Origin of the sequence: Paenibacillus sp. UNC451MF (genome assembly GCF_000686845.1) — a bacterium.
Taxonomy (GTDB): domain Bacteria; phylum Bacillota; class Bacilli; order Paenibacillales; family NBRC-103111; genus Paenibacillus_S.
Genome location: NZ_JMLS01000018.1, coordinates 44,499 through 68,036 on the forward strand (window position 1 = coordinate 44,499; position 23,538 = coordinate 68,036).

Annotated in this window: 24 protein-coding genes; 19 read left to right on the forward strand and 5 right to left on the reverse strand. The window is 45.7% G+C overall.

Going from position 1 to position 23,538, the window contains the following annotated elements; genetic code table 11:
* The first annotated feature begins 3 nt into the window (after nt 1-3).
* From BP97_RS0118150 to hmpA, 6 genes are all read left to right on the forward strand, one after another.
* Nucleotides 4-1,740 (forward strand): DAK2 domain-containing protein, encoded by a 1,737-nt coding sequence (locus tag BP97_RS0118150; protein ID WP_028550364.1) that lies wholly within the window; start codon nt 4-6, stop codon nt 1,738-1,740.
* Nucleotides 1,741-1,775: 35 nt separating this feature from the next.
* Nucleotides 1,776-2,627: a DegV family protein gene (locus tag BP97_RS0118155; protein ID WP_028550365.1), complete on the forward strand. Its 852-nt coding sequence runs from the start codon at nt 1,776-1,778 to the stop codon at nt 2,625-2,627.
* A 1-nt stretch (nt 2,628) separates the two neighbouring features.
* Complete coding sequence (gene recG / locus BP97_RS0118160) at nt 2,629-4,683, forward strand: ATP-dependent DNA helicase RecG (RefSeq protein WP_036746144.1); 2,055 nt, start codon at nt 2,629-2,631, stop codon at nt 4,681-4,683.
* A gap of 119 nt (nt 4,684-4,802) precedes the next feature.
* Nucleotides 4,803-5,090 (forward strand): stage VI sporulation protein F, encoded by a 288-nt coding sequence (locus BP97_RS0118165; protein WP_028550367.1) that lies wholly within the window; start codon nt 4,803-4,805, stop codon nt 5,088-5,090.
* A 157-nt stretch (nt 5,091-5,247) separates the two neighbouring features.
* Nucleotides 5,248-6,564, forward strand: coding sequence for a right-handed parallel beta-helix repeat-containing protein (locus BP97_RS0118170; protein ID WP_028550368.1), 1,317 nt, complete (start codon nt 5,248-5,250; stop codon nt 6,562-6,564).
* A 150-nt stretch (nt 6,565-6,714) separates the two neighbouring features.
* Nucleotides 6,715-7,965, forward strand: a complete 1,251-nt coding sequence (gene hmpA / locus BP97_RS0118175; protein WP_028550369.1) for an NO-inducible flavohemoprotein — start codon at nt 6,715-6,717, stop codon at nt 7,963-7,965.
* 14 nt (nt 7,966-7,979) lie between these two features.
* On the opposite strand, the gene BP97_RS0118180 is transcribed toward hmpA, so the two are convergent.
* The gene (locus BP97_RS0118180; RefSeq protein ID WP_028550370.1) at nt 7,980-8,480 is read right to left on the reverse strand and encodes a Crp/Fnr family transcriptional regulator; all 501 of its coding nucleotides are present in this window, start codon (nt 8,478-8,480) and stop codon (nt 7,980-7,982) included.
* 263 nt (nt 8,481-8,743) lie between these two features.
* On the opposite strand from BP97_RS0118180, the gene BP97_RS0118185 reads away from it, so the two are divergent.
* The 5 genes from BP97_RS0118185 to BP97_RS0118205 all read left to right on the forward strand — a co-directional run bounded on the left by BP97_RS0118185 (nt 8,744) and on the right by BP97_RS0118205 (nt 12,279).
* Nucleotides 8,744-9,202, forward strand: coding sequence for a hypothetical protein (locus BP97_RS0118185; protein WP_028550371.1), 459 nt, complete (start codon nt 8,744-8,746; stop codon nt 9,200-9,202).
* A gap of 143 nt (nt 9,203-9,345) precedes the next feature.
* Nucleotides 9,346-9,627, forward strand: a complete 282-nt coding sequence (locus BP97_RS0118190) for a hypothetical protein (RefSeq protein ID WP_028550372.1) — start codon at nt 9,346-9,348, stop codon at nt 9,625-9,627.
* Nucleotides 9,628-9,642: 15 nt separating this feature from the next.
* Nucleotides 9,643-10,932 carry a glutathionylspermidine synthase family protein gene (locus tag BP97_RS0118195; RefSeq protein WP_231506332.1) on the forward strand — a complete coding sequence of 430 codons (1,290 nt, stop codon included), beginning with the start codon at nt 9,643-9,645 and terminating at the stop codon, nt 10,930-10,932.
* Complete coding sequence (locus tag BP97_RS0118200; protein WP_028550374.1) at nt 10,929-11,363, forward strand: DUF350 domain-containing protein; 435 nt, start codon at nt 10,929-10,931, stop codon at nt 11,361-11,363. Before BP97_RS0118195 ends, BP97_RS0118200 begins: the two co-directional genes overlap by 4 nt.
* 31 nt (nt 11,364-11,394) lie before the next feature.
* On the forward strand, nt 11,395-12,279 hold the full coding sequence (locus BP97_RS0118205; RefSeq protein WP_231506333.1) for an RNA polymerase sigma-70 factor: 885 nt from the start codon (nt 11,395-11,397) through the stop codon (nt 12,277-12,279).
* Between the two features lie 26 nt (nt 12,280-12,305).
* On the opposite strand, the gene BP97_RS0118210 is transcribed toward BP97_RS0118205, so the two are convergent.
* On the reverse strand, nt 12,306-12,968 hold the full coding sequence (locus tag BP97_RS0118210) for an SOS response-associated peptidase (protein ID WP_028550376.1): 663 nt from the start codon (nt 12,966-12,968) through the stop codon (nt 12,306-12,308).
* Between the two features lie 282 nt (nt 12,969-13,250).
* A complete protein-coding gene (locus tag BP97_RS0118215; protein WP_028550377.1) occupies nt 13,251-14,414 on the reverse strand; it encodes a metallophosphoesterase in 1,164 nt (387 codons plus the stop codon).
* Nucleotides 14,415-14,883: 469 nt separating this feature from the next.
* Between BP97_RS0118215 and rsmD the strand changes: the two genes are divergently transcribed.
* Complete coding sequence (gene rsmD, locus BP97_RS0118220; RefSeq protein WP_028550378.1) at nt 14,884-15,444, forward strand: 16S rRNA (guanine(966)-N(2))-methyltransferase RsmD; 561 nt, start codon at nt 14,884-14,886, stop codon at nt 15,442-15,444.
* A 42-nt stretch (nt 15,445-15,486) separates the two neighbouring features.
* On the forward strand, nt 15,487-15,990 hold the full coding sequence (gene coaD / locus BP97_RS0118225) for a pantetheine-phosphate adenylyltransferase (RefSeq protein WP_028550379.1): 504 nt from the start codon (nt 15,487-15,489) through the stop codon (nt 15,988-15,990).
* Here coaD and BP97_RS0118230 read toward each other — a convergent pair.
* Nucleotides 15,987-17,285, reverse strand: coding sequence for a nucleoside recognition domain-containing protein (locus tag BP97_RS0118230; protein WP_028550380.1), 1,299 nt, complete (start codon nt 17,283-17,285; stop codon nt 15,987-15,989). The two genes, coaD and BP97_RS0118230, sit on opposite strands and share 4 nt — an antisense overlap.
* A gap of 134 nt (nt 17,286-17,419) precedes the next feature.
* On the opposite strand from BP97_RS0118230, the gene BP97_RS0118235 reads away from it, so the two are divergent.
* Nucleotides 17,420-18,520, forward strand: a complete 1,101-nt coding sequence (locus BP97_RS0118235; protein WP_028550381.1) for a SepM family pheromone-processing serine protease — start codon at nt 17,420-17,422, stop codon at nt 18,518-18,520.
* On the opposite strand, the gene BP97_RS0118240 is transcribed toward BP97_RS0118235, so the two are convergent.
* On the reverse strand, nt 18,517-19,752 hold the full coding sequence (locus tag BP97_RS0118240) for a nucleotidyltransferase (protein ID WP_028550382.1): 1,236 nt from the start codon (nt 19,750-19,752) through the stop codon (nt 18,517-18,519). The genes BP97_RS0118235 and BP97_RS0118240 overlap by 4 nt on opposite strands.
* A 123-nt stretch (nt 19,753-19,875) precedes the next feature.
* Here BP97_RS0118240 and BP97_RS0118245 point away from each other — a divergent pair, with 123 nt between their 5' ends.
* The 5 genes from BP97_RS0118245 to BP97_RS0118265 all read left to right on the forward strand — a co-directional run bounded on the left by BP97_RS0118245 (nt 19,876) and on the right by BP97_RS0118265 (nt 23,507).
* A complete protein-coding gene (locus BP97_RS0118245) occupies nt 19,876-20,385 on the forward strand; it encodes a YceD family protein (RefSeq protein ID WP_028550383.1) in 510 nt (169 codons plus the stop codon).
* A 40-nt stretch (nt 20,386-20,425) separates the two neighbouring features.
* Nucleotides 20,426-20,599 (forward strand): 50S ribosomal protein L32, encoded by a 174-nt coding sequence (gene rpmF, locus BP97_RS0118250; RefSeq protein ID WP_028550384.1) that lies wholly within the window; start codon nt 20,426-20,428, stop codon nt 20,597-20,599.
* 309 nt (nt 20,600-20,908) lie between these two features.
* Nucleotides 20,909-21,535, forward strand: a complete 627-nt coding sequence (gene fapR, locus BP97_RS0118255) for a transcription factor FapR (protein ID WP_051620742.1) — start codon at nt 20,909-20,911, stop codon at nt 21,533-21,535.
* On the forward strand, nt 21,519-22,517 hold the full coding sequence (gene plsX / locus BP97_RS0118260) for a phosphate acyltransferase PlsX (RefSeq protein WP_028550386.1): 999 nt from the start codon (nt 21,519-21,521) through the stop codon (nt 22,515-22,517). Before fapR ends, plsX begins: the two co-directional genes overlap by 17 nt.
* Nucleotides 22,518-22,520: 3 nt before the next feature.
* Nucleotides 22,521-23,507 carry a beta-ketoacyl-ACP synthase III gene (locus tag BP97_RS0118265; protein ID WP_028550387.1) on the forward strand — a complete coding sequence of 329 codons (987 nt, stop codon included), beginning with the start codon at nt 22,521-22,523 and terminating at the stop codon, nt 23,505-23,507.
* Nucleotides 23,508-23,538: the final 31 nt, after the last annotated feature.

Here is a 23,538-nt window from a genome sequence, read left to right on the forward strand (position 1 = left end):
TTTTTGAGTAAGCGCTTAAATGTAATTGACGGGAATGACTTTATCCGAATGGTGGAGAGAGGCGCCCAGCAGCTTAGAGAAAATGAGGACAACGTCAACGCGCTCAACGTTTTTCCTGTTCCAGATGGAGACACAGGAACCAATATGAACTTGACTCTGACCTCTGGTGTAGAGGAGCTTCGTCGACGTCCTTCAAGCCATATCGGTAAAGCGGCGGATGCTTTAGCCAAGGGGCTATTGATGGGGGCTCGGGGAAACTCTGGCGTTATTTTGTCCCAGTTGTTCCGCGGTTTCTCGAAGTCGGTTTCAGATTTGGAATCCATTGATGCTCAACGGTTCGCAGCTGCGTTACAGAACGGGGTAGATATGGCCTACAAGGCTGTGGTAAAGCCAGTTGAAGGTACAATCCTCACTGTATCTAAGGAGGCAGCCAAGCAGGCTTTAAGCTCTGCTAAACGTACTGCCGATGTGACCGAGCTGATGAAAGAAGTATGGAAAAAAGGCAGTGAAGCACTCTCACGAACACCGGAGATGCTGCCCGTGTTAAAGCAGGTAGGCGTCGTTGACGCTGGCGGGCAAGGACTGCTGTTCATATACGAAGGTTTCTTACAAGCGCTCCAATTGCTGTCCTCCCAAACGGATGAGGACACAGCGGCACAACATCAAGTCGGGCCTTCCATTGTTAGATTAAACGAATCGCCCGTTTCAACGGTGCATGCGGCTTCAAGCCGACCTCAATCTCAATTGGCAACAGAAGATATAGAATTCGGGTACTGCACCGAATTTATTGTCAAGCTGAATAGTGATAAGCTATCGGGTAACGTGTTTGATGAGCTTAAGTTTCGCGAGCAGCTTTCAACCTTAGGGGATTCTCTGCTTGTTGTTGCAGACGACGATTTGGTTAAGGTCCATATTCATGCCGAATTTCCGGGCAGTGTAATGAATTACGCTATGAAGTACGGTGATTTAAGCCGCATAAAGATCGAAAACATGCGTGATCAGCATTCGCATATTATCCATTCGGATACAACCGCTGCTCAAGCCGTATCAACAGCGCAAAGTGCGGATACTTCCAAGCTCAAACGCTATGGTTTTGTCGCCGTATCCGCAGGTCAAGGAATATCCAATATCTTTTCCAGCCTCGGTGTGGATCAGGTGCTCTTAGGGGGCCAAACGATGAATCCGAGTACAGAGGATATTGTCAAAGCGGTACTTGAAGTAAAAGCCCAGACGGTATTTGTTCTTCCGAATAATTCAAATATTATTTTGGCGGCCCAGCAGGCGGTTGAACTTGTTGAAGACAAACAACTGGTTGTAATCCCAACGAAAACTATTCCTCAAGGCATCGCAGCGGTCATCGCTTATCAGGACAGCATGGCGCCCGATGAGAACTCGGATGTGATGCAGCAGGCAATTCAACACGTTCAATCCGGCCTAGTGACCTATGCGGTTCGTGATACACAAATCGATGATATGACCATTAAACAGGGTGATTTCATCGGCATTCATAACCATAAAATTGTAGTGTCCGATTCTGATTTGCTTGTTTCCAGCCAAAAGCTGATAGATAGCCTCCTCGCGGACGGTGCGGAGATTGTGACGCTTTATACAGGTGAAGAGGCAGTGAAAGAGCAGACCGCGAACTTGGTAGAGTATGTAGAGCAGCATTATAATGATGTGGAAGTCGAAGTTCATCATGGCGGTCAACCGCTGTATTATTATATTATTTCTGCTGAATAATTCGACTGATAAATTGAGAGTTTGAGGTGAATCGATTGAGTCAGATTCGAGTTGTCACGGACAGCACGGCTGATATTCCTGCGGATGTGCGCAAAGCATTAAACATAGAATTGGTTCCCTTAAAGGTTCATTTTGGGACTGAAACTTATAGAGATTCTGTCGATATGGGGCCGGAGGCTTTTTTTGAAAAATTAGCAGCTCACTCTTCGCTTCCTACCACTTCACAGCCTTCACCGGTAGAGTTTATGGAAACTTACAAGCGATTGGCTGACGAATCGAAGGGTCCGATTATTTCTATTCATTTATCCTCTCATATGAGTGGTACGTACCAGTCTGCGCTGCTTGCTCAATCCATGCTAGAGGAACAAGTCGATCTTACCATTATCGATTCTTTGACCGCTTCTTATGGAATTGGCATGTTGGCCGTTACGGCGGCGGAAGCTGCAAGAGAAGGAAAAAGCAAGGATGAAATCGTGAGCATGCTGAAGACCATTCGGAGTGAACAAAAAATTTACTTTTTGGTCGATACGCTAGAATATTTGCAAAAGGGCGGTCGAATCGGAAAGGCTGCAGCGCTTCTTGGATCGCTATTGAATATTAAGCCGATCTTGTCCATATCCGACGAAGGGGAGGTCTTCTCAGTCGATAAAGTGAGAGGACAGAAAAAAGCTATGGCGCGCATCATGGAGCTGTTGAAAGCAGACTATGGCGATAAGCCGCTTCATGTTACGGTCGCTCACGCCAATAACAATCCTTATGCGGAGGAGATGAGTGCGTTGTTAAGGGAGCACTTTACAATACAAAGCTTAGACTATGCGAAAATAGGTCCTGTTATCGGGACGCATGCCGGTCCCGGAGCCGTAGCTGCGTTTGTAAGACCGGCGTAGCATGTCGATAGATTTATACAAAGTTCCGGTCAAAGAGGTGTACGGAGTTAAGGGCAAGAAGCCGGAAGAGCTGCTTGTCCTTGGCATTTCTACTGTTGGTGAGCTGCTCGATTATTATCCTTTTCGGTATGAGGACTATACACTGCGCGATCTGACCGAAGCCAAGGACGGAGATAAAATTACCGTTCAAGGAACTATCGTGGGTCTGCCTCAGGTACAGATGTACGGACGAATTAAATCGCGTCTGACGTGCAAGATCATCGTGGACAAGCTGTTTATCACCGCAGTGTGGTTTAATCGACACTACTTAAAGGATCAGTTTCAAACAGGGACGGACATTATCTTGACTGGAAAATGGGATCAAAAAAGGCTGCATTTGACCGTATCGGAGTCTGAATTTCCGGGAAAAGGGACATCGCAGATAGGTACACTGCAGCCTGTTTATTCGGTGGCAGGTTCCATTACACAAAAGTGGATGCGTCAAACGATGAAGCAAGCGTTGACGCAGTATGGAGGTTTAATCCTTGAGGTGCTGCCTCAGGAGCTGCTCGATCAGTACGACTTAATGGCGCGCAAACAAGCGGTAGCCTTGCTGCACCTTCCAGAATCGATGGAGATAGGGCAGAGAGCTCGTAAACGGATGGTATTTGAGGAGTTATTCTTGTTTCAGCTAAAGATGCAAGCCTATCGTGCAATCAATCATGATAGGGCGGATGGAGTCGCTCATCCGGTTGATCTGCCGGGAGTCCGCGCCTTTGTGCGAGCGCTGCCGTTTACCTTAACCGAGTCGCAAAAAAATGTACTTGCTGAAATACTGCACGATTTACAGCAGCCCTTTTGCATGAATCGCCTGCTTCAAGGCGATGTGGGTGCGGGGAAAACTGTTGTGGCCGCGGCAGCTTTGTTTGCCGTAGTCAAAGCTGGTTATCAGGGCGCACTGATGGTTCCGACGGAAATATTAGCCGAACAGCATAAGCGTTCCCTTGAACGCTTGTTTGAACCTTACGGCATTCAGGTCGCGCTGCTAACAGGCAGCCTGACGGCAAGGCAGCGTAGGGAAGTGCTCGGATCGCTTCAGCTTGGATTAATCGATGTTATAGTAGGAACCCATGCGCTTATTCAGGATGATGTATTTTTTCGCAAGCTTGGTTTGGTTGTTACGGATGAGCAGCACCGATTTGGTGTCAATCAGAGAAGTGTTCTTCGACGAAAAGGAATGAACCCGGATGTATTGACTATGACGGCGACGCCGATTCCGAGGACACTAGCGATAACGGCATTTGGAGATATGGATGTTTCGACTTTGAGTGAGCTTCCCAAGGGGAGAAAACCAATTAAGACGTATGCGGTAACTCACGATATGTTGGAGCGAGTACTTGGTTTTATTCGGCGTGAAGTTCAAGCTGGCCGTCAAGCTTATGTGATTTGTCCGTTAATCGAAGAATCGGAGAAACTGGACGTACAAAATGCAATAGATGTGCACGCGCAAATCCAATTCGCCTTTCCGGAATTTCGTATTGGCTTGCTGCATGGTCGCATGGCTCCTGCCGAGAAGGATGAGGTCATGCGCGAATTCAGCGAAAACCGCGTACAAGTTCTGGTATCAACAACCGTTATCGAGGTTGGGGTAGACGTTCCGAATTCAACGCTAATGGTTGTTTATGATGCGCATCGTTTCGGTCTATCTCAGCTGCATCAGCTTCGCGGACGGGTAGGTAGAGGAGAGCATCAATCGTTTTGCGTACTCATTGCTGATCCGAAAAATGAAGTAGGTAAGCAGCGGATGAAGGCGATGACCGATACAAACGATGGCTTTGAAATCGCGCGGCGTGATTTGGAGCTTAGAGGTCCAGGGGACTTCTTCGGAACGAAGCAAAGCGGGCTGCCCGATTTTCGAATTGCCGATATGGTTACGGATTTTGAAACGATGGAGCAAGCGCGTGACGATGCAGCGGCGATGGTACGACGACCCGATTTTTGGACATCGGCTGCTTATTCCATGCTCCACGAATTTTTGCGTCGAGAACATATATTTGAGAGTGATTTATTAGATTAACACCTAATGTTGCTTGCGAAGCCATAATATAAGACACATGTCCGAGCCCTCCGTCATAGACTTACAGAGAGGTTGGCACATCAGACTACCATATTCTTGTTGTGGGAGGAGTTCGTGACATGAGCTATCAAAAATATGGTTTCGATCCCGTGTTTGTGGAGCGGGTAAAGTTGAAAATGAAAAATCCGGATACAAAAGAGCGGATTAAAATGATTTTGCAAGGTGTGACGAAGACGGACTTGCAGGATAGGACGAAGGTAAGAAGATTTGTCGATATGCTGGCAAAGGTTCTGGGTGAGAGAATAACCGATATGCAGAGAGAGCATATGATCAATTTCGTTATAGCCCAAAGAATTGATCCAAACAATACGTTCCACTTGATCAAGCTGTGGGGTATGTTCCGTTAATCTCACAGGATAGCTTCAATATAGTCAACGGGCAGACCTGCGGGTCTGTTTTTTTGTTAATTCTTAACTTAAGCTTCCAGAAAAGGACTAGGGTTGCCATGGGAAACTATGAAAGCTATAATTTTCATAGAGAACCAAATAGGGGGAGGAGCATTCATTGAAGTCAAACGAACCAAAAGATAAGCCGGTGACTCGCAGACAACTACTTGCTTCTATGGGAGCGGCAGGCGCTTTAATTGCTGCGGGGGCAGGGCTGCCTTTTGAAGCTCATGCAGCAAAAGTTACCGTTCCAGCCGCCGATAACAAATCATGGCTTAATGTCAAAGATTTCGGTGCCTTGGGCAACGGGTATGATGACGATGCCCCGTTTATACAATCGGCTATTGATGCTGCTGCTGCTGATAAAGGAGGAGCTGTCTTTTTTCCTTCTGGCAAGTACTATATTAATCGTGGTTTACTCATGCGAAACAAGGTTAGCCTGATTGGAGCCGGAGCAGAGAACACGTTCATTAAAGCCGGAAATGCTGATATGTTTATGCTGTATAGCGGTTCAGGCATCAATAACTATTCCGTTGAAGGAATTACTCTCGAAGGGGTGGGCCCTAGCGGAGCGACGGGAGATATTGTTGAACGAGGTATTTATGCAGTTGAAGGTGCTAATATTACACTCAGAAACTGTATGTTTACTGGCGTTGCTAACGGGATTCGTCTTGTAAGAGCACAGCATGTTATTATTTCGAATTGTACGTTTATAAAAGTATTCGGTTCACAAAGCCAAGCCGAAGGGTATGGTATCGTAGTGGAAGGTGGTGCAAACCATACGATACAAGGAAATCATTTCAAAAACGTTAGTAAACATTGCGTTCATTTAACTATGGGCAGTGTTTACTCCCATGTTACCGGCAATGTCATGGAATACTCGGAGGACGCGGCTATTATGGTATCCTCCAAAGTGACAGCTTGCTCTAATCACTTGATAGAAGGCAATATTGTTGCGCCTTATGCAGTTACTGATCAAGAGCACAGTTCTACATACGGGATACGCTTGAAGGATGCATGCAGCTATAACACGGTTGTAAATAATGTTATTTCACGTGCAGCTTCAGCAGGAATTCAATTGGAAGCCGGTGAGAATGCAGGAGATGATAGACCCTATGGCAATTCGATAGCTGGCAACTCCATATATGGATCGGTTCGCGGAATTGCGATCTTGAATGCGGATGCTAACTCGGTTAAAAACAACGATGTACGCCGTACGGAGTATGGGATCTTGTTAGACACCGTTGGTGAAGGATCAAGCTCATCGACAAAGCGTAATATTGTTACGAGTAATTCAATCTATCAAAGTTCAGCGGCAGCCGTTCGTGTAGGTTCTGCTAGCTGCGAAGCAAATATTGTTTTCGGTAATGCCGGGCACGATAATGCTGAAGGGCTAAAAGATAGCGGAACGAATACAGCTACAGCCGGATTCTAAGTTTCGTCCTCCGTGAGGAGGGCGAATTTTTTTATTGAATAGGCACTTCACAATTCCGTGCATTTCTATGTGACTCCAATCACAAGGCGTCCGCGTCCTCTCTTATATACTTAAAGCAGTAAGATAATGAATTGAAGAGAGGGCGATCCTATGCTGAGTGAACAAACGATACGAACAATTAAATCTACTATACCTGTTCTGGAAGTACACGGTACGGCCATTACGAGGCGTTTTTATGAGTTGTTGTTCACGCGCCACCCTGAGCTGCTGAATATTTTTAATCACGCTAATCAAAAGCAAGGACGTCAACAAACGGCATTAGCCAATACGGTATACGCCGCGGCGGTTCATATCGATAATCTTGCGTCCATCCTTCCGGTCGTTAAACAAATAGGGCATAAACATCGCAGTTTAGGTGTAAAACCTGAGCATTATCCAATCGTCGGTCAAAATTTACTAGAAGCAATCAAGGATGTTCTTGGAGATGCTGCAACTGATGAAATTATTGCTGCCTGGGCGGAAGCTTATGGTGTCATTGCCAACGCCTTTGTTCAAACAGAGAAAGAAATGTATGATCTAGCCGAAGGCCAAACAGGGGGGTGGCAAGGCTTTAGACGATTTATTGTAGAGCGTAAGGTGGAAGAGAGTGAGGTTATTACATCGTTTTATCTGGTTCCTGAGGATCACCAAGGGATTGCAGATTTTGAACCTGGACAATACGTTAGTGTCAAGTTAACGATCCCAGGGCAATCGTATACCCACATTCGTCAATATAGCTTATCTGATGCACCAGGAAGACCGCATTATCGGATCTCTGTGAAGAGAGAAGGAGCGCTTGATGGAAAGCCAGCCGGAATTGTATCAAATTATTTGCACCATAATGTGAAGGCAGGAGACGTGTTGGAGCTCTCTGCTCCAGCGGGAGAATTTACTTTGGAGAAAAACGAAAAGCCGGTCGTATTGATCAGCGGAGGTGTTGGTTTGACACCGATGATTAGTATGCTGAACACGTTGGCAGAACAAGAGTCTAATCGTTCAGTGACATTCGTTCACGCTGCGCAAAACGGTCAAGTTCATGCAATGAAAGCTCATGTCGCCGATCTGGCACGAAGGCACGATCATGTCCGTTCTTACGTTTGTTACTCTGCTCCTACAGAGTTAGATCGGAAGGATGGGGCTTATGATAAAGAAGGCTATATCGATTTGTTTTGGCTAAAATCATTCATTTCCGGGCCGGATGCCAGCTTTTATTATTGCGGACCTGTACCGTTCTTGAAGTCTGTACATCGCATTTTAAAGGAGTGGGGTGTAGAGGACGCCAATTTGCATTACGAGTTCTTTGGGCCGGCAGGAAATCTGGAAGAACAAGACCAACCGAGTGAAGCAACGACGTCTGTGTAATAAATGATGTGATACTAGCTTTGCTTGCTTCGAAATAAGCGATTAACGGTTTCACGTCGCAGTCCCAGTAACTGGGCAATCTCCTCTTGAGTCAAAATATCCTTGATGGATAAGGGGGAAATGTACTCTGCAAACCATTGCTCGAGATTTTCCAGCTTTTCCGCAGGGGTTACGAGGGTCAGATGATCTATTCTTTGCTGCATCATTCTCAGTTTACTTTGGAGTTGCAGGGCAATGTCACGGCATTTAGCTGGATTCATTTCTAACTCATCGTACCATTCACCTGGAACTATGGTGTCTACCTCACTGGTAATGAGAGCGATGGCTGTTCCGTGATAATCTTTTGGACTGATTAAAGAGTGATGAGGGATTGTTTCACCCGGTACGACAATGTTCACCAAGAAGGGACTTCCGTCTTCGTGTACACGCATAATTTTGAACAGGCCGCTTCGAACATGAAATAAAGGTCCTGTCTCGCCTTGCCTAAATAGAATCTCACCTTTATGCAATAGCATTGGAATCACCTCTAATGTATATTAGCATGGGCCAAAATTGACGTCTACCTAACGTGATATCAGATGTGGGACTCTTTCCTTTCGGAAAGAGTTCTTTTTGTTAAAGCGCTAAAATGGTTTGTAAAAATGTTACAATCAATGCTATCATAATAGAACGCGCGTTCCTTAAGGGAAATGGCTTGCGAAACCCTTTTTCTTTGAAGTGCGTATTACATAACAGTTTATTAGCATAAGGATCAATTGATTGAGAGGGGAATATCATTATGGCACGTTTGGAGTATCGTTTATATGAGGAAGGCGGGGACTTTCCGCTGCTATACTATTATGAGCAAATTGAAAGAGATGAAGTAGCATTACGTTTTGCTTGCGATTATTTAGTCAAGGAAGGCAATGTATACGAAAAAACATCCTGTGCTATTGAGGAATCATGCTATGTTATCTATGTTAAGCCTTCAGAGGATGAGAAAGTTATGTCTTGGGAGAAGCCTGCGTCTGGAAGCCGGCAGGGCTTTACAATGGAGCTTCGGGAGTTTCAGGAGTTTGCGACCGATTATCAATTGGTGCATACCTACCCAATCACGGACAGCCTGGATGTTATGCTGTATTTAGCGGCTAACTATTTATACATAGACGGTCAAGAATGGTACCGGACTTCGGCTGAAATTGATGAAGACCGTGAAACCTTCGTTTATTATGCAGTAAAATCGGATCCTAATGCATAAGGTTTTTAAATGAAGACTTTCGCAATAAATAAACTCCAGTCTGCTTCAGTGAACTCGAATTAACTGTGCAGACTAACGAACCCGTTATTTATGGGCAAAGCCGTTAGGTTTGCTGTTGCGAATAACGTTTAGGAGGAGTTCAATTGGAATATAAGAAGAATGGAAGAACACATAAGCTTGTCACTTTATTTGTTGCTGCTTCTCTCATCGCGGCGACCGGTTGTTCGAATACGTCGGCAAACTCTAATTGTGTGGATCAGAATAACGATGGTTATTGTGATAATGGAAGCGGCAGCGGTTCAACGAGCCGAGGCTATTATGGCGGATCATCAGGAAAATCGGTAACCTCCGACGGATCCAGTATTTCGCAAGGATCTTCTTCACATGGTGGAATCGGGAGCAGTGGAAGCTCCAGCTCAAGTTAAGGCAGGTGGCAAGTCGTGCACAGTAAACATCTAATAGCTTGCTTACCTTACGTTGAGCGTAGGGAGGCTCTCTATGGACCGCTCAAGTCAGAAGGAGTCTTTGTATGGGATTGCATGTATGACGAGGAGTATGCATTAGCGGGTCTTTATGAATTGGAGCACGAAGCTCTTCAGCGTATGAGAGAAGCTGCGGAAAGCTTGGGCCGTGTTTTTGCCAAAACGGTCAACATAGTCCAGCAGGCAGATGATGCATTGCTTCTGGAGCTTGGTGTACCGCATGCGGCATTCGATGCTATACGTCTTCAGGTCGACGATGCAATGCCTTCTCCTACCGTAATCGGCAGATTTGATTTTGCCGTTAATAACGGACAAATCAAAATGCTTGAATTCAACAGCGATACGCCGACTGGTATAGTCGAAGCCTTTCATGTCAATGGCGCTATCTGCAGTGCATATGGCGCAGAGAACCCAAACGCCGGCTGTGCTGCAATGCTGACAGAAGCGTTTCAAAAGGCGATAGATGCATATAACGAATCGCAATATCCTGTGGAGCATATCTTCTTTAGTGCGCTTGACTGGCATGAGGAGGATGCTGGAACAACCCGATATTTACTTACACAATCGGGACTCTCTGCTTCCTTTGTTCCCCTCTCGGATCTGCGCGTGACCGACGATCGGTTGTGGGTGATACACGATTCAGGGCAGATGACTCCTGTTGATGTCTTATATCGACTTCATGCATTGGAGAAGCTTGCAGAGGATAGGGATGAAGATGGCTACCCTACCGGGGAGCATGTGCTGCGCCTCATTGCGGAAAGAAAGGTAGCGGTGGTGAATCCTCCTTCCGGTTTTACAGCCCAGACGAAAGCGCTGCAAGCTCTCATTTGGAATTTACATGAATCTGGACAGTTTTACACTGCGGAGGAGCATGAAGTTATTGAAGCGTATATGCTGCCGACCTATTTGGAAAACCGGTTTGCAGATTCATCCATCCCTTACGTGATTAAGCCGATTTACGGACGGGAAGGAAGCGGAGTGACAATTGTAGGCTCCGATGGCCACGTTCTGGCAGAAAGCGGCGAAGAGGAATATCTCGATCAACCCATGGTGTATCAGCAATACATAGAACTTCCTTCAATTCAAATTGAAACATTGAAGGGGGCTTCAGAAGGTCGTCTTTTGTGGGGATGCTTTCTTATTGGAGGCAAAGCTTCAGCCGTCATTGCACGGGTAGGCGGACATATTACGAACAATATTTCTTATTACTTGCCTTCAGGATTATTAAATAAGGAGGAGTCAAAGTGACTCAGTGGGATTCAATACTTAATTTTTTGATTTATCTAGGAGTGACAGTTCCTTTACTAGGGATTGGAATATTATTATTCACCTTTACGACGCCTTATAGTGAATTCAAAATAATTCGTGAGGGCGGCGATCTATCCGATCCTTCCAAAGCGGCTGCGGCAAGGGCATCAGCATATGATCTTGGCGGTAAAATTATTGGTCAAACCCTGGTTCTGGCTTCCGCTGTTTATCATTCACTCGGATTAATCGATTTAATTGTATGGGGACTTATCGGTATTGCGTTTCAAGTGATTGTATTCTATTTATTCGAGCTTTTGACACCATTCAAAGTAGTTGCTGAAATTCCAAAGGGCAACATTTCTGTGGGCCTCTTTTCATTTTGTCTCAGCTTGGCGACAGGTTTACTTCTGGCTTCGTTAATTAGTTATTAAATTAGGGATCTAAGAATAGGAGGCAGGCCGTTTGACTGAACTGGAACTGGCTTATACAGAACATCGGCAGCTGCTCCTGTCGATCGCTTACCGCATGTTAGGATCTTATACGGATGCAGAGGATATCGTGCAAGATACATTTGTTGCTTTGCAGAGGGTGCACAGCGAGGATATACGCAGCATGAAGGCTTACTTAGTCAAGGCAGTAACTCATCGCTGCTTGAACCATTTGAAATCAGCCAGAAAGCAAAGAGAAATTTACACAGGTCCATGGTTGCCTGAACCTGAAATAGAGATGTATGATGCGAACCTAAGTCCGGAAGAACAAGTAGTGCGAGAGGAAAGCGTGTCTTATGCTTTTCTCGTTATGCTCCAGCAATTGTCGCCGATGGAACGGGCCATTTTTCTGCTGAGAGAGGTGCTGGACTACGATTATTCGCAAATAGCCGAAATTCTTGATAAATCGGAGACAAATTGCCGAAAGATCTTTAGCCGTGCAAAGCAAAAAATGAATCAGGATGAGCATTCAGCGGTAACGTTGGATCAACCCAGCAGTGGCCCTTTCGTTCAAGCGTTCATGAAAGGCGTTAGAACCGGAAACTTTGAGGGATTCATCCAGATGTTGACGGAGCAAGCAACGCTTATTAGCGATGGTGGAGGAAAAGTACGAGCAGCAGTTTTGCCGATCTTCGGTAAGGATCGCGTACAAGCTTTCCTGGTAGGGATTCAGGGCAAAGGATCTTTTTCAGGAGAGCTTCTGGAGGTTCGAATCAATGGAGACCGGGGGCTGCTGCTTATCCAAGAAGGATCGCCTAGATTTGCTATCTGTTTTGGCACTGCTTCTAGAGCCGGTTTCTTAGAAGAGATTTATCTCATAGCTAATCCCGATAAATTAGGGAATATCCGTTATAAATAAAAGGACCCGCTTCGGCGGGTCTTTCTTTATACAATACTAGGACTGGCTATTCCTTCTTCCTCAGGATCCCAGCTATCCGCCCGATCCCACCAGGCAGCGGGAAGCTCGCGCAGCTTAGGAGCATCCAATGTCCTCATCCATTGATAAAGTGCATGTTTATCAAAGAGGTCGGTGTCCAGCCAAGTATCTGTCTGTTCTACATCCAAAATAAGTGGAACGACTTCCTCCAAGCCTGTTGATTCGTTTCGTATCTTCCTAGTGAGAATGGAGCAAGTTCTCAGCTCTTCACCAAAGGAACCGCACCATACATCATAAACACCGGCCATGGCGAACGTTCGGCCATCCTGAACAATGTACCGATTTATTTTTTGCTGCTTTTGGTCTAGCGGGGTAATCTTGTCGAAGCTGCTGCCGGGAATAATGCACCGCTGCCGCTTGAGCAGATGGTCAAATGCCCGCTTTTCAAAAATGGTTTGATAATCGGCATGAATGGAATCTTGAGCCCAGAAGGGCATTAATCCCCATCGGAACTCATCAAGAGTACGTTCTTGATTTTTTACTGTAATTGCTGCAATAGGCTGCTTGGGAAGCATACTGCGTTGGTTTGCATAGTAGAACATCGTTCTAGTAATGTTATAACGGTCGTTTAACTCGGACAAATCCGCAGTTAGTGTATATTGGTCGCACATGATGAGGTTCTCCTTTTGCTTTTGTTACCAGTGTTTGCATTTTGGTCCGTAATCATGCGGAATAGGAATAAGCAAAGAGAGAATGATGTGCTAACTGGAAAAACTTTCAGGTCATTTTCAGCTTTTTTTAAGGTTAGGTTCATTTTGCATTAACATATTTCCCTTAGAATTAATAGTGTTGATCCCACATTCAACATATATCACGTTTATCCCTGTTGTCGGCTGCCATCGACGATACAGGGATTTTTTTTGGTTTTTCGAAGTTATAAAAATCTTTATGTGTTACGACAGGTTCTTCGGTACAGGGTCGAAATGGATGGTCAGTTCGATGATTTCAGCGCGGCTTCCGATGCGTATAGGAGGCCCCCAAGAACCGTAGCCCGACGATACAATCGCGTGCATGGAATCTTTTTGCAAATACCCCCAATCGAGCTCAAACAGTTTTCGGGTAATCCAGTGACTAGGTGCCATCTGACCTCTGTGGGTATGACCTGAGAGCATGACATCGATGCCTGCTTCCGCAGCTTTACCCAAGTAATACGGCTGATGGTCCATAAGCAGAAGCGGAAGCGATTTATCGACGTCCATGAGCAGCGTGTCCAAATCCATACGGGAGCCATTCCCGAAACGCTCGACGGCTTTATCTTTTCTTCCAATCACATAGAAGCTGTCGCGAACTTTAACCGCGCTATCCATTAAAACCTCGATGCCGCAAGCTTTCATTTCTTTTACAAACTCCTCGATATCCCCGCCGATATACTCATGATTTCCTAGTACGGCAAATACCCCATAAGGAGCATGAAGCTGCTTCATTATTTCACCCATTCGAAGTCGAATAAACGGCTCAATTTCATCGTCGATTATATCCCCAGGTAGCAAAATAAGATCAGGCTTCATCATTTCGAGCTGGTCTACTAGCTGTTGAAGATGCTTTTTTCCGACAAGGGTACCCAAATGCAGATCGGATGCTGCGGCAATGCGCAGCTGTTTTATATCGCCAGCCGATTTGGCTATGGAGACTTCATATTTTCGAACAATTGGACTTGTCGCATTCCAGCGTCCACGAAGCAGCAGGGTTAGTAAAATGATAATGACAACCATGCCGGTAACCAGCACAGAGTCTTCCTCCGGTACTGAGACAAGACGGAGCAGCCAAGCTGCAAGATCCGCGAAGGGGAGCAGAATAATTCCGTACAAAATAACAGCAAGCCAGTACGAACCGATGATCTTCAGTGGAGTCGTTAGCCATTTCGGCATAAACCGCGAGCCAAAACGCGAGATAATGAATGATAACGTGAATAGCAAAAAAATACTCCAATACAAAGCATTCGCAGGATGATTGAACAATGCGGCAAAGAACACGGCACCGTTCCAACCGATATAATAATTCAGGGAAAAGAAAACGAGCAGTATGATTCCGATGAAGGCAAATACGCGAGGCTTCATTAGTGATTCTCTCCTTGATGTCAAATGAGGTTGACATAGCCAACTAATCAATTATCTCATAAATCAGCTGCTCTAGAAAGATTTGGGTAAAGACTGTGATAGTGAACGTATGAAAAAAACGAATGCGGCTGGTTCCCGTAATAAAAAATAAACCCTGAGATACATGGGTTTAGATGAGCTGTTATAGGTGAGTGAATATTAGTAACTTTCATACTTCAAGGAGAAGAAATGGAGCAATAAATAAACTGAGCCCCGTCTCACGACGAGGCTCATTCATGGGAGAGGAGAAACCGGACGAAGAGCTTATGGGGAACGTAAGTCTTCTCCGCGGTTGTCTACGACATTTTCGGATGTCGATGATATAAGGATAGACACAATTCGAACAATCTATACGCAATACAGAAAATTTTGTGCAAAAGTTTCCGTTTGTGGTACGATAGCATTACTATCCAGTAGAAGGTGGAAACAAATGAGAGTCATATCAGGGAGTGCCAAGGGAAGGTCGCTTAAGGCTGTACCAGGCATGGGGACACGGCCTACCACCGATAAGGTGAAGGAGGCTATTTTCAGCATGATCGGTCCATATTTTGATGGCGGATTTGTGCTGGATCTTTTTGCAGGGACGGGTGGATTAAGTATCGAAGCCCTTAGCAGAGGGATGGATCGGGCTGTATTGACTGACATCGATAAGAAGAGCATCGACACAATACGGCAAAATTTGCAGACAACCGGTCTGATTGAGCAGGCGGAAATTTACCGCAACGATGCGCAGCGAGCATTAAAAGTGCTCATGAAGCGGGAAGCTAAATTCGATCTTGTATTCTTGGACCCTCCGTATCGTTTAAAATTAGTACAAGAATTGATCGAGCAGCTTGATCAAGCCAATATGCTGAATCCACATGCAACGATTGTTGTGGAACACGACGCCGAGGATACCTACCAGGATCCGATCGGCCGTTTGCAATGGGTTCGAAGAGCCGAATACGGCGATACAGCGGTGACTATTTATAAAAATATATCGCAAGAGTAAGTTAATTGTTGCATGCACTTGCTTGGAGGGGTTGACTGAATTATGAGTAATGAACGCTTTGAAATGAAAATTGCTGTTTATCCGGGAAGCTTTGACCCGGTTACTAACGGACATTTGGACATTATTCACCGTGCTGCAAAAGTGTTCGATAAGTTGATTGTAGCCGTTTTGAACAATTCCAGTAAAAATCCGCTGTTCACTTTAGAGGAGCGCACGGAGCTGCTTAAAAAGGTAACTAAGGATTTGCCTAATGTGGAAATCGACAATTTTCGAGATCTGCTTATTAACTATATGAAGCAAAAAAACGCGCATCTCATAGTGCGCGGTCTTCGTGCAGTATCTGATTTTGAGTATGAACTCCAGATGGCTTCAACGAATCGGAAGCTTGATGAAAGCTTTGAAACTTTTTTCATGACCTCAACGCCTCAGTATTCTTACTTAAGTTCCAGTATCGTAAAAGAAATTGCCCGTTTCCATGGGCCTGTCGGCGATTTGGTGCCGGAGGATGTTGAAAAGGCGCTGCATATCAAATATCCACGCAGCTAGCCTTTGGAATCGCGTCGGGAATGATGGAATGCGAAAGCTATGAATATGGATAGCAACAGCATGAGCAGTAAAAGCCCGCTAAACCACAGCATAGATTTACTTAACAAAGGCCACATATTTACATAATGCATTGTCCAATCCATACTGCCGCTTGCCTGAACAGAGGACGGAAGCCAAGTAGGTACTGTTGTGCTGAATAGCTCATTTAGCGGCTTCCATAGTGCGCTTGTGGCTACGAAGGAGATGGCGGCATGAAGCAAGCGTGACCGCAAAAAGGCGGAGTAGCGAATGTCTGTACCCAGTGTGAAGCTTTTTACCTGCGCATGGGTAGACAGTCCTCCCCAAGCGAATAGGGCGCTTAACAGTGCATATTGCCAAGAATCCGAGAGAATTTGATTTTGTCCTAGCGAATAGGCACCCAGGTGTGATTCAAACAAACCGGGAAGTAATGAATTTAACAGGACCCCAGCTTGTTCGGGGGTTGTAATTCCAGTTACAGATAAAGCATGACCGGCAACCGAGAGAACTTGACTTAATGAAACGCCATGGATGATAACGGAGAACATCATCATTAATCCGCCAATAGCCATTAGCTGCTGCACCGAGTGAATGACCGAATCTCCTAGAAGCTTACCGAAGGACCGGCCGTCATTAGCTTGTGCTGTCTGCCAAGCCGCCGCGCTGCGCATAAAGAGTCCTCCGGCATTTGTTGATTTAGGTAACGCTGCCCGTATGTTGTCAGTACTTAATGTTGTCTGCTGCTGAGTTAACGTAAAACGCTGCCACAATGCTAGCAGAAGTGCGGATCCATAATGAAGTATAGCTAGCACAAGACCGCTTTGAGCATTATGGAGAAAGCCGACGCCAACAACCGAAATCAGGAATACAGGGCTTGATACATGACTTAGAGTGAGCAATCTTTCGGCTTCTTCCCGACTGAGTAGCTTGTCTCTTCTCATGCTTCCTACAGCAACGGCACCGGATGGCGTACCGGCTGTGAAGCCAATGGCAATTGCCCATCCTGCAATGCCCGGCAAGCGGAACAGAAGACGAATAAGAGGCTCGAGTAAGGCGCCTAAAGCATGCAGAACACCCATACCACGAGCAATTTCAGTGACGATGAAAAAAGGGAGCAGCGCAGGAAATACAAGCTCCCACCAGATCTTTAAGCCTTGCAGCGAAGATTTGAACGCTTGATCGGGGAATAAAATAATACTGATAACCAAGAGCAGCGCCAAACAGCCTAATATTAGGGTCGTCAGACGCGGAGAGGATAATGGTTTTACACTAGCCATAGATACCAACTCCGGATTTGTAGGATGGTACATGTTTACGCTTTGTCCGTATGGTTTAGACCAAGCAGGCCAACCCTACAAAGAACGCCTGCTGTTAAGAGGCCTTCGCTCATATGGGCTTGAGGGGGAGAAGGATGGAAGATACCAGACATTTGAAACGCGCCTCACGAGTCGTCGTTTCCGTTTTTATTGCTATCGCATTAGTTTATGGCGTCTATTTCATGCCGCTTCCGCTATTTATTTATTCTGCAGGTACCGCTGAAGTCATTCAGCCAATGGTTCATGTGAAGCAAAGCAATTATGAGGAACGAGGCGCTTTTATGTTAACGACCGTGAGAGTAAGCGACGCTACCGTATTTAGCTACCTGCTCTCGTTCATTCGTCCTTATGAAGAGCTGCACCTGAAAAAGGAGCTGCTGCAAAAAGACGAATCGGAGGAAGAGTATTCACAGCGTCAGGAAGTTAATATGCTATCCTCCCAATCTAGTGCCATTCAGGCAGCCTATCATAATTTGGGTATTCCTTATAAAATTAGCACGGACGGTGTAGTTATCGTGCAGGTATTTAAAGATTTTCCGGCGCACGAGGTGCTACAACCCGGAGACTATATAGTCAATGTGGACGATACGCCAATTCACGCTAAAGAGGAACTGCAAAATATACTGAAGAGCAAAAAAGAAGGAGATTCAGTATCCATCACCTACAAGCGGAAAAAAATAACGAAGACCCAGTCGATTCAATTGGCTTTACTTCCGCCTGATGAGGGAGCCAGCCAAGACGTTCGTAGAGTAGGACTAGGTGTCGTTCCGGCCAATGTCCAAAGCGTTAAGTCAGACGATGAAACAAAGCAGGTCTCGATTAAGGCAGGCGACATCGGCGGGCCTTCAGCAGGGTTGATGTTCACGATGGAAATCATTAATAAACTGACTCCGGAAGATATTACAAAAGGCTATAGGGTCGCCGGTACGGGGACAATTGATGAAAAGGGCACCGTTGGTGTCATTGGCGGCATTCAACATAAAATAATAGCTGCTGATAAGGCGGGGGCAGAAATCTTTTTTGCACCGAAGGATTATGTCACCCCAGATGGGAAACAACGGATTAATAATTACACGGATGCAGTGAAAAGGGCGGAGGATATTCATACCTCGATGAAGATCGTGCCTGTAGGCACTTTGGAGGATGCGCTGAAGTATATGGACAATCTCCCGCCCAAGGAAACAAAGACCAGTTAGATTCTAATTGGAGGTTCAAAATAATCTCGGAACAGATCGCGTTCGGTAGCCGCAGGGTAGCCGAGTGCATATACCGAAGTGGCTTGGATATCCAGTTCCAACAACGGAGAAGGTTTAGGTAATGAAGTTACTTTAGTGACTACCGGAACCTTCGCCGTTTTTTTCATACAATGGAGCAGTTCGCGGCCTTGTTCGCTAAAGCCGAGCACCCTCAAATAGGGAACGCCTTGACCAATCAGGGCTGTTGACAGCTTAGGCTTTGAATGGTTAAGTAAAATTCTTAACAGCATACGCTGAAGCTTGGTTCTTGTGTAGCGTTTTGTCTTAAGCAATCCTAACAAGTCTTCTACAACATGATTAGAGCTTGTTGAAAGGGAAGGCAAGGATTGTTTAATACGGTGTTCGAGCCCTTCGGTAACCTCATGATATTCAGCGAGCTCAGCGGCACTATGATTCATCAACTGCAGCAGCAGAGGCTTAGCATAATGCTCCCATCCTAAAGGGGCGCGGCTCTTGCTCCACTCGCGTGTTAGCACTTCCATCGTGCTTGTAGGAACATAAGGTGCAATATCTTCAAGCTTTTGCTGTTCGAATAACATGTGCCGAAGAGCTGTAGCACTAGCGATTTGTTGATCGGTTATGTCAGTCTGATGATAGCTGGCTTTTTGGCGTGTAATGGTTAGAGGCTCAATACGACTATGCAAACGTTTAAGAGCTATGAGATAATGAAGGCCGAGCGTATTGTTAGGCTTTGCAAGCTCGGTAGCATCTGTGCCCGGTATATACCGGCTTATCGCTCTACCATAGGCAGCGGGATAAGGGATCCCGGCCTTTAACTCCTGCTGTAGAAGCTCGTGGAACACGGGAGATTCTTCGTGTTGGGCATTGGCGACCTGGTGAAGCCAGTCAATGTCCCCGCTTTCGCTCCCAAAGCACAGGAAGTCCACAACGCCGGTAGCGTCTAGAGCGGATATTGCGCCAAAAGCAAACCATTCAGCCGGCTGTGTTGAATAGGCTACAGGGAGCTCCAGCACGAGATCTACACCCATACGCAAAGCCATTTCAGCACGTGCCCATTTGTTCACCATAGCCGGTTCGCCACGCTGCAGGAAGTGCCCGCTCATGATGGCAACTACGGCATCGGCGCCAGATACGTTTTTCGATTGTTGGAAATGATAATAGTGACCGTTATGCAAGGGGTTGTATTCTACAACAAGTCCGACCGTTTTCATATTAGCTCCTTGTACACACTTTGGTAATGATTTCATTATGTTTCACTATAGCATGATCTGAAAATGTTGACAAAATAGAAGGATTATCGCTATAATAATCTTTGTTTGTTTGGGGTGATACTCATGTTCATTCGTTTAAAAGAGTTGGCGAAGAAAGCAGAAACGGTACATATTGATGAAACCATCGATTTGACCGATGTTTTGAAGAATCGCACTGATTTGCTCAGCTTCGGTCCATTGCAGATACATCTGCAAGCTCGTCATAACGGCGAAGCGGCTGAGGTAACCGGAGATCTGGGGATTGATGTGGAACAACCTTGTTCCCGCTGCTTGGAACCGGTAAAGCAAAGGCTAGAAATTCCTTTTCATGAAACGTTTGCTCTCGCTGCAGATGATTCAGAACCGGACGACGAGGATGAAGATATTATCTTCGTTACGGATGAGAAGATAGAGTTGATGCCCTACTTGATTGAAAATGTACTGGTAGCTTTGCCGTACGTACCGCTGTGCGAGGAAGGGTGCTTAGGATTATGCCCTGTTTGCGGTGAGAACCGGAACCAGCGGGCTTGCGGTTGCAAGCAGGACACGACGGATCCGAGGCTAGCCGGTCTGGCGGATTTTTTTAAGCAATAACGGTTTAATGTTTGTTGAATTCGTTGAAGGAGGTGGGAATATGGCAGTACCTCAAAGGAGAACATCCAAAACACGTCGCGACAAGCGCCGTACTCACTTTAAATTAGTAGTTCCAGGCATGGTAAAGTGTGACAACTGTGGTGAATTGAAATTGGCTCACCGCGTTTGCAAAGTGTGTGGATCTTACAAAAAAAGAGAGATCATCAAGCAATAATGGATGATATCAGCAAAATGGTAGCACTTCATCTTTTAGGGTGAAGTGCTATTTTTGTGCTTCCCTTTTGGCATACAATCCATTATACTATCTCTTATTACTTGGTCATAAGATATAGTGATATCCAGCTCAGAGTACCAAGGTCCGTTGATCGGTTGTAACATCCGCTTTTTCGGAATAGGGAACGTACAGGTTTTCGCGAGAAAGCCTGCAAGGACAGTACACGGCAAAGCGCGTGGAGTCAAGAGCAAGATACTTATACAGGGATTATTTGAGCGTTCCTGTTCAAGATATATAAATGATCATGAGATGTATACTAAGGTAAAGGTGGTGTCGGACATCGAACGCCTTCCTAAACGACAACGCCAGCAGCAGTTGGCCGGAGCCATTGAGGAAAACCCTTTTATTACGGATGAAGAATTGATGCGAACCTTCCAAGTCAGCATTCAGACGATTCGGTTGGATCGCTTGGAGCTCGGTATTCCAGAGCTGCGTGAGCGGATCAAGTTGATGGCCGAGCAATCGTACGATCAGGTTCGTTCTTTGCCGCTGCATGAGGTCATTGGGGATGTAATCGATCTGCAGTTGGACAAGAGCGGTATTTCCATGTTCGAAATTAAAGAAGAACACGTTTTTTCAAGAACGAAGATCGCACGCGGACACCATATTTTCTCCCAAGCGAACTCCTTGGCAGTTGCACTAATTAATGATCAAATTGCCTTAACTGCAGCAGCTGATATTCGTTTTGTCCGCTCTGTAAAGCTGGGCGAAAAGTGCATTGCTAAAGCTTACGTTCGTTCAATTTCTAAAGGCAAGGCCAAGGTGGAAGTGTTTACTTACATCGGGGAAGAAGTTGTTTTCCAGGGGAATTTTATTATATATCACTCAACAAGAGATCGTTCGGAGGGAGGAGAGCCTGATGCGGATTGCGATTGATGCAATGGGCGGAGACCATGCCCCCGATGTCGTTGTAGCTGGAGCTATTGAAGCAGCACGTGAATGGAGCGACACAACCGTAATATTGGTTGGAGATTCAGCCCGGATAGAAGCTATTCTGGGAAATGCAAAGCCTGCTAATCTAGAGGTTCGTCATGCAAGTGAAAAGATTGAATCCGATGATGAACCAGTGAAAGCAGTAAGACGTAAAAAAGATGCCTCTATGGTTGTAGCAGGTCGTATGGTCCGGGAAAAAGAAGCCGATGCGATGATTTCTGCAGGCAATACGGGAGCTTTGATGACAATGGGGGTTCTCGTTGTCGGTCGTATGAAGGGCATTAGCAGACCGGCGCTGGCGCCAATGATTCCTACCTTGGACGGAAAAGGCATGCTTGCTCTCGATTTGGGTGCCAACATGGACTCAAGCGCTGAAGAATTGATGCAATATGCCATTATGGGCAGTATATACCGTAAAAAGGTGGAAGGGATCGCTAAGCCACGGGTCGGACTGCTTAATGTTGGCACGGAAGCAATGAAAGGAAATGAATTGACCAAGGCAGCGTATGCTTTGCTCGAACAAGCTCCTATTCATTTTGTAGGGAATGTGGAATCCAGAGAAGTGCTAAATGGTCCATGCGATGTTATGGTTTGCGATGGATTTGCAGGCAACATCATGCTGAAGTCCATAGAAGGAGCTGCCTCCACTATTTTTTCAGCTTTAAAAACGGAATTGAAAAGAAGCTTCTTGACTAAGCTCGCTGCAGTCATTCTTAAGCCAGGCTTGATGAAATTCCGCAGTTCATTTGATTATGCCGAGCATGGCGCCGCGCCTTTATTGGGAATAGACGGACTTGTGTTAAAGAGCCATGGTTCTTCCAATGCTATGGCTATCAAAAATGCCGTTAGACAAGCGCGTATTGCTATTCAGAATGATCTGGTACCAAGTATTTCAAAGGAAATTAGTAATGGAAGCGAGATGTGACCTATGAGCTCAATACCGGTGGGCATTATCGGTACAGGAAAATATGTACCTGAACGGGTACTGACGAATCACGAATTGGAACAAATGGTTGAGACCAACGATGAATGGATTGTTACACGTACAGGGATTCGTGAACGCAGGTTGGTTAATGCCGAGCAAGCTTCATCAGACTTGGCGTATGAGGCTTCCCTGAAAGCATTGAATGCGGCCGGTATAAGTGCTGAACAGATCGACTTGATTATTGTAGCCACCATTACTCCTGATATGGCTTTTCCTTCTACGGCATGTATTTTACAAGAAAAGCTGGGAGCCAAAAAGGCTGCTGCATTCGATTTATCGGCTGCTTGTTCTGGATTTATTTATGGCTTGGCTAATGCATCCAATTTTATTGCTTTAGGGACTTATAAATATGCTTTAGTTGTCGGTGCTGAATGTTTATCCAAAATTACGGACTATACCGATCGCAATACTTGTATCCTATTCGGTGATGGAGCGGGAGCAGTTGTATTGGGAGCTGTACCAGAAGGTCGCGGGTTCAAATCCTTCGAATTAGGTGCAGATGGTTCGGGTGGCGAGTTGCTTCGAATTAGCGGTGGTGGATCACGTTGTCCTGTATCGCCTCAATCTATTGAAAATAAGCAGCATTTTATATATATGGCGGGCAGTGAGGTCTTCAAGTTTGCAGTACGGATAATGGGCAACGCAGCTGAAGAAGCCTTGCGTAAAGCAGGTATGGAGAAAAAAGACATTGATTTATTAGTGCCTCACCAAGCGAATATCCGAATTATTCAATCGGCTTTAAACCGCTTGGATTTGAGCGAAGACAAGTGTATGATTAACTTGGACAAATATGGCAATGTGTCTGCGGCGTCCATTCCGATTGCTCTGGCAGAAGCAGTGGAGCTTGGAAGAGTCAACGAAGGCGACTGCATTGTGTTGGTAGGCTTTGGCGGCGGTCTGACTTGGGGAGCGTCCGTTATTGTTTGGTAGTTAGATAGCGTTTTGCCTGGGCGATGAGTGT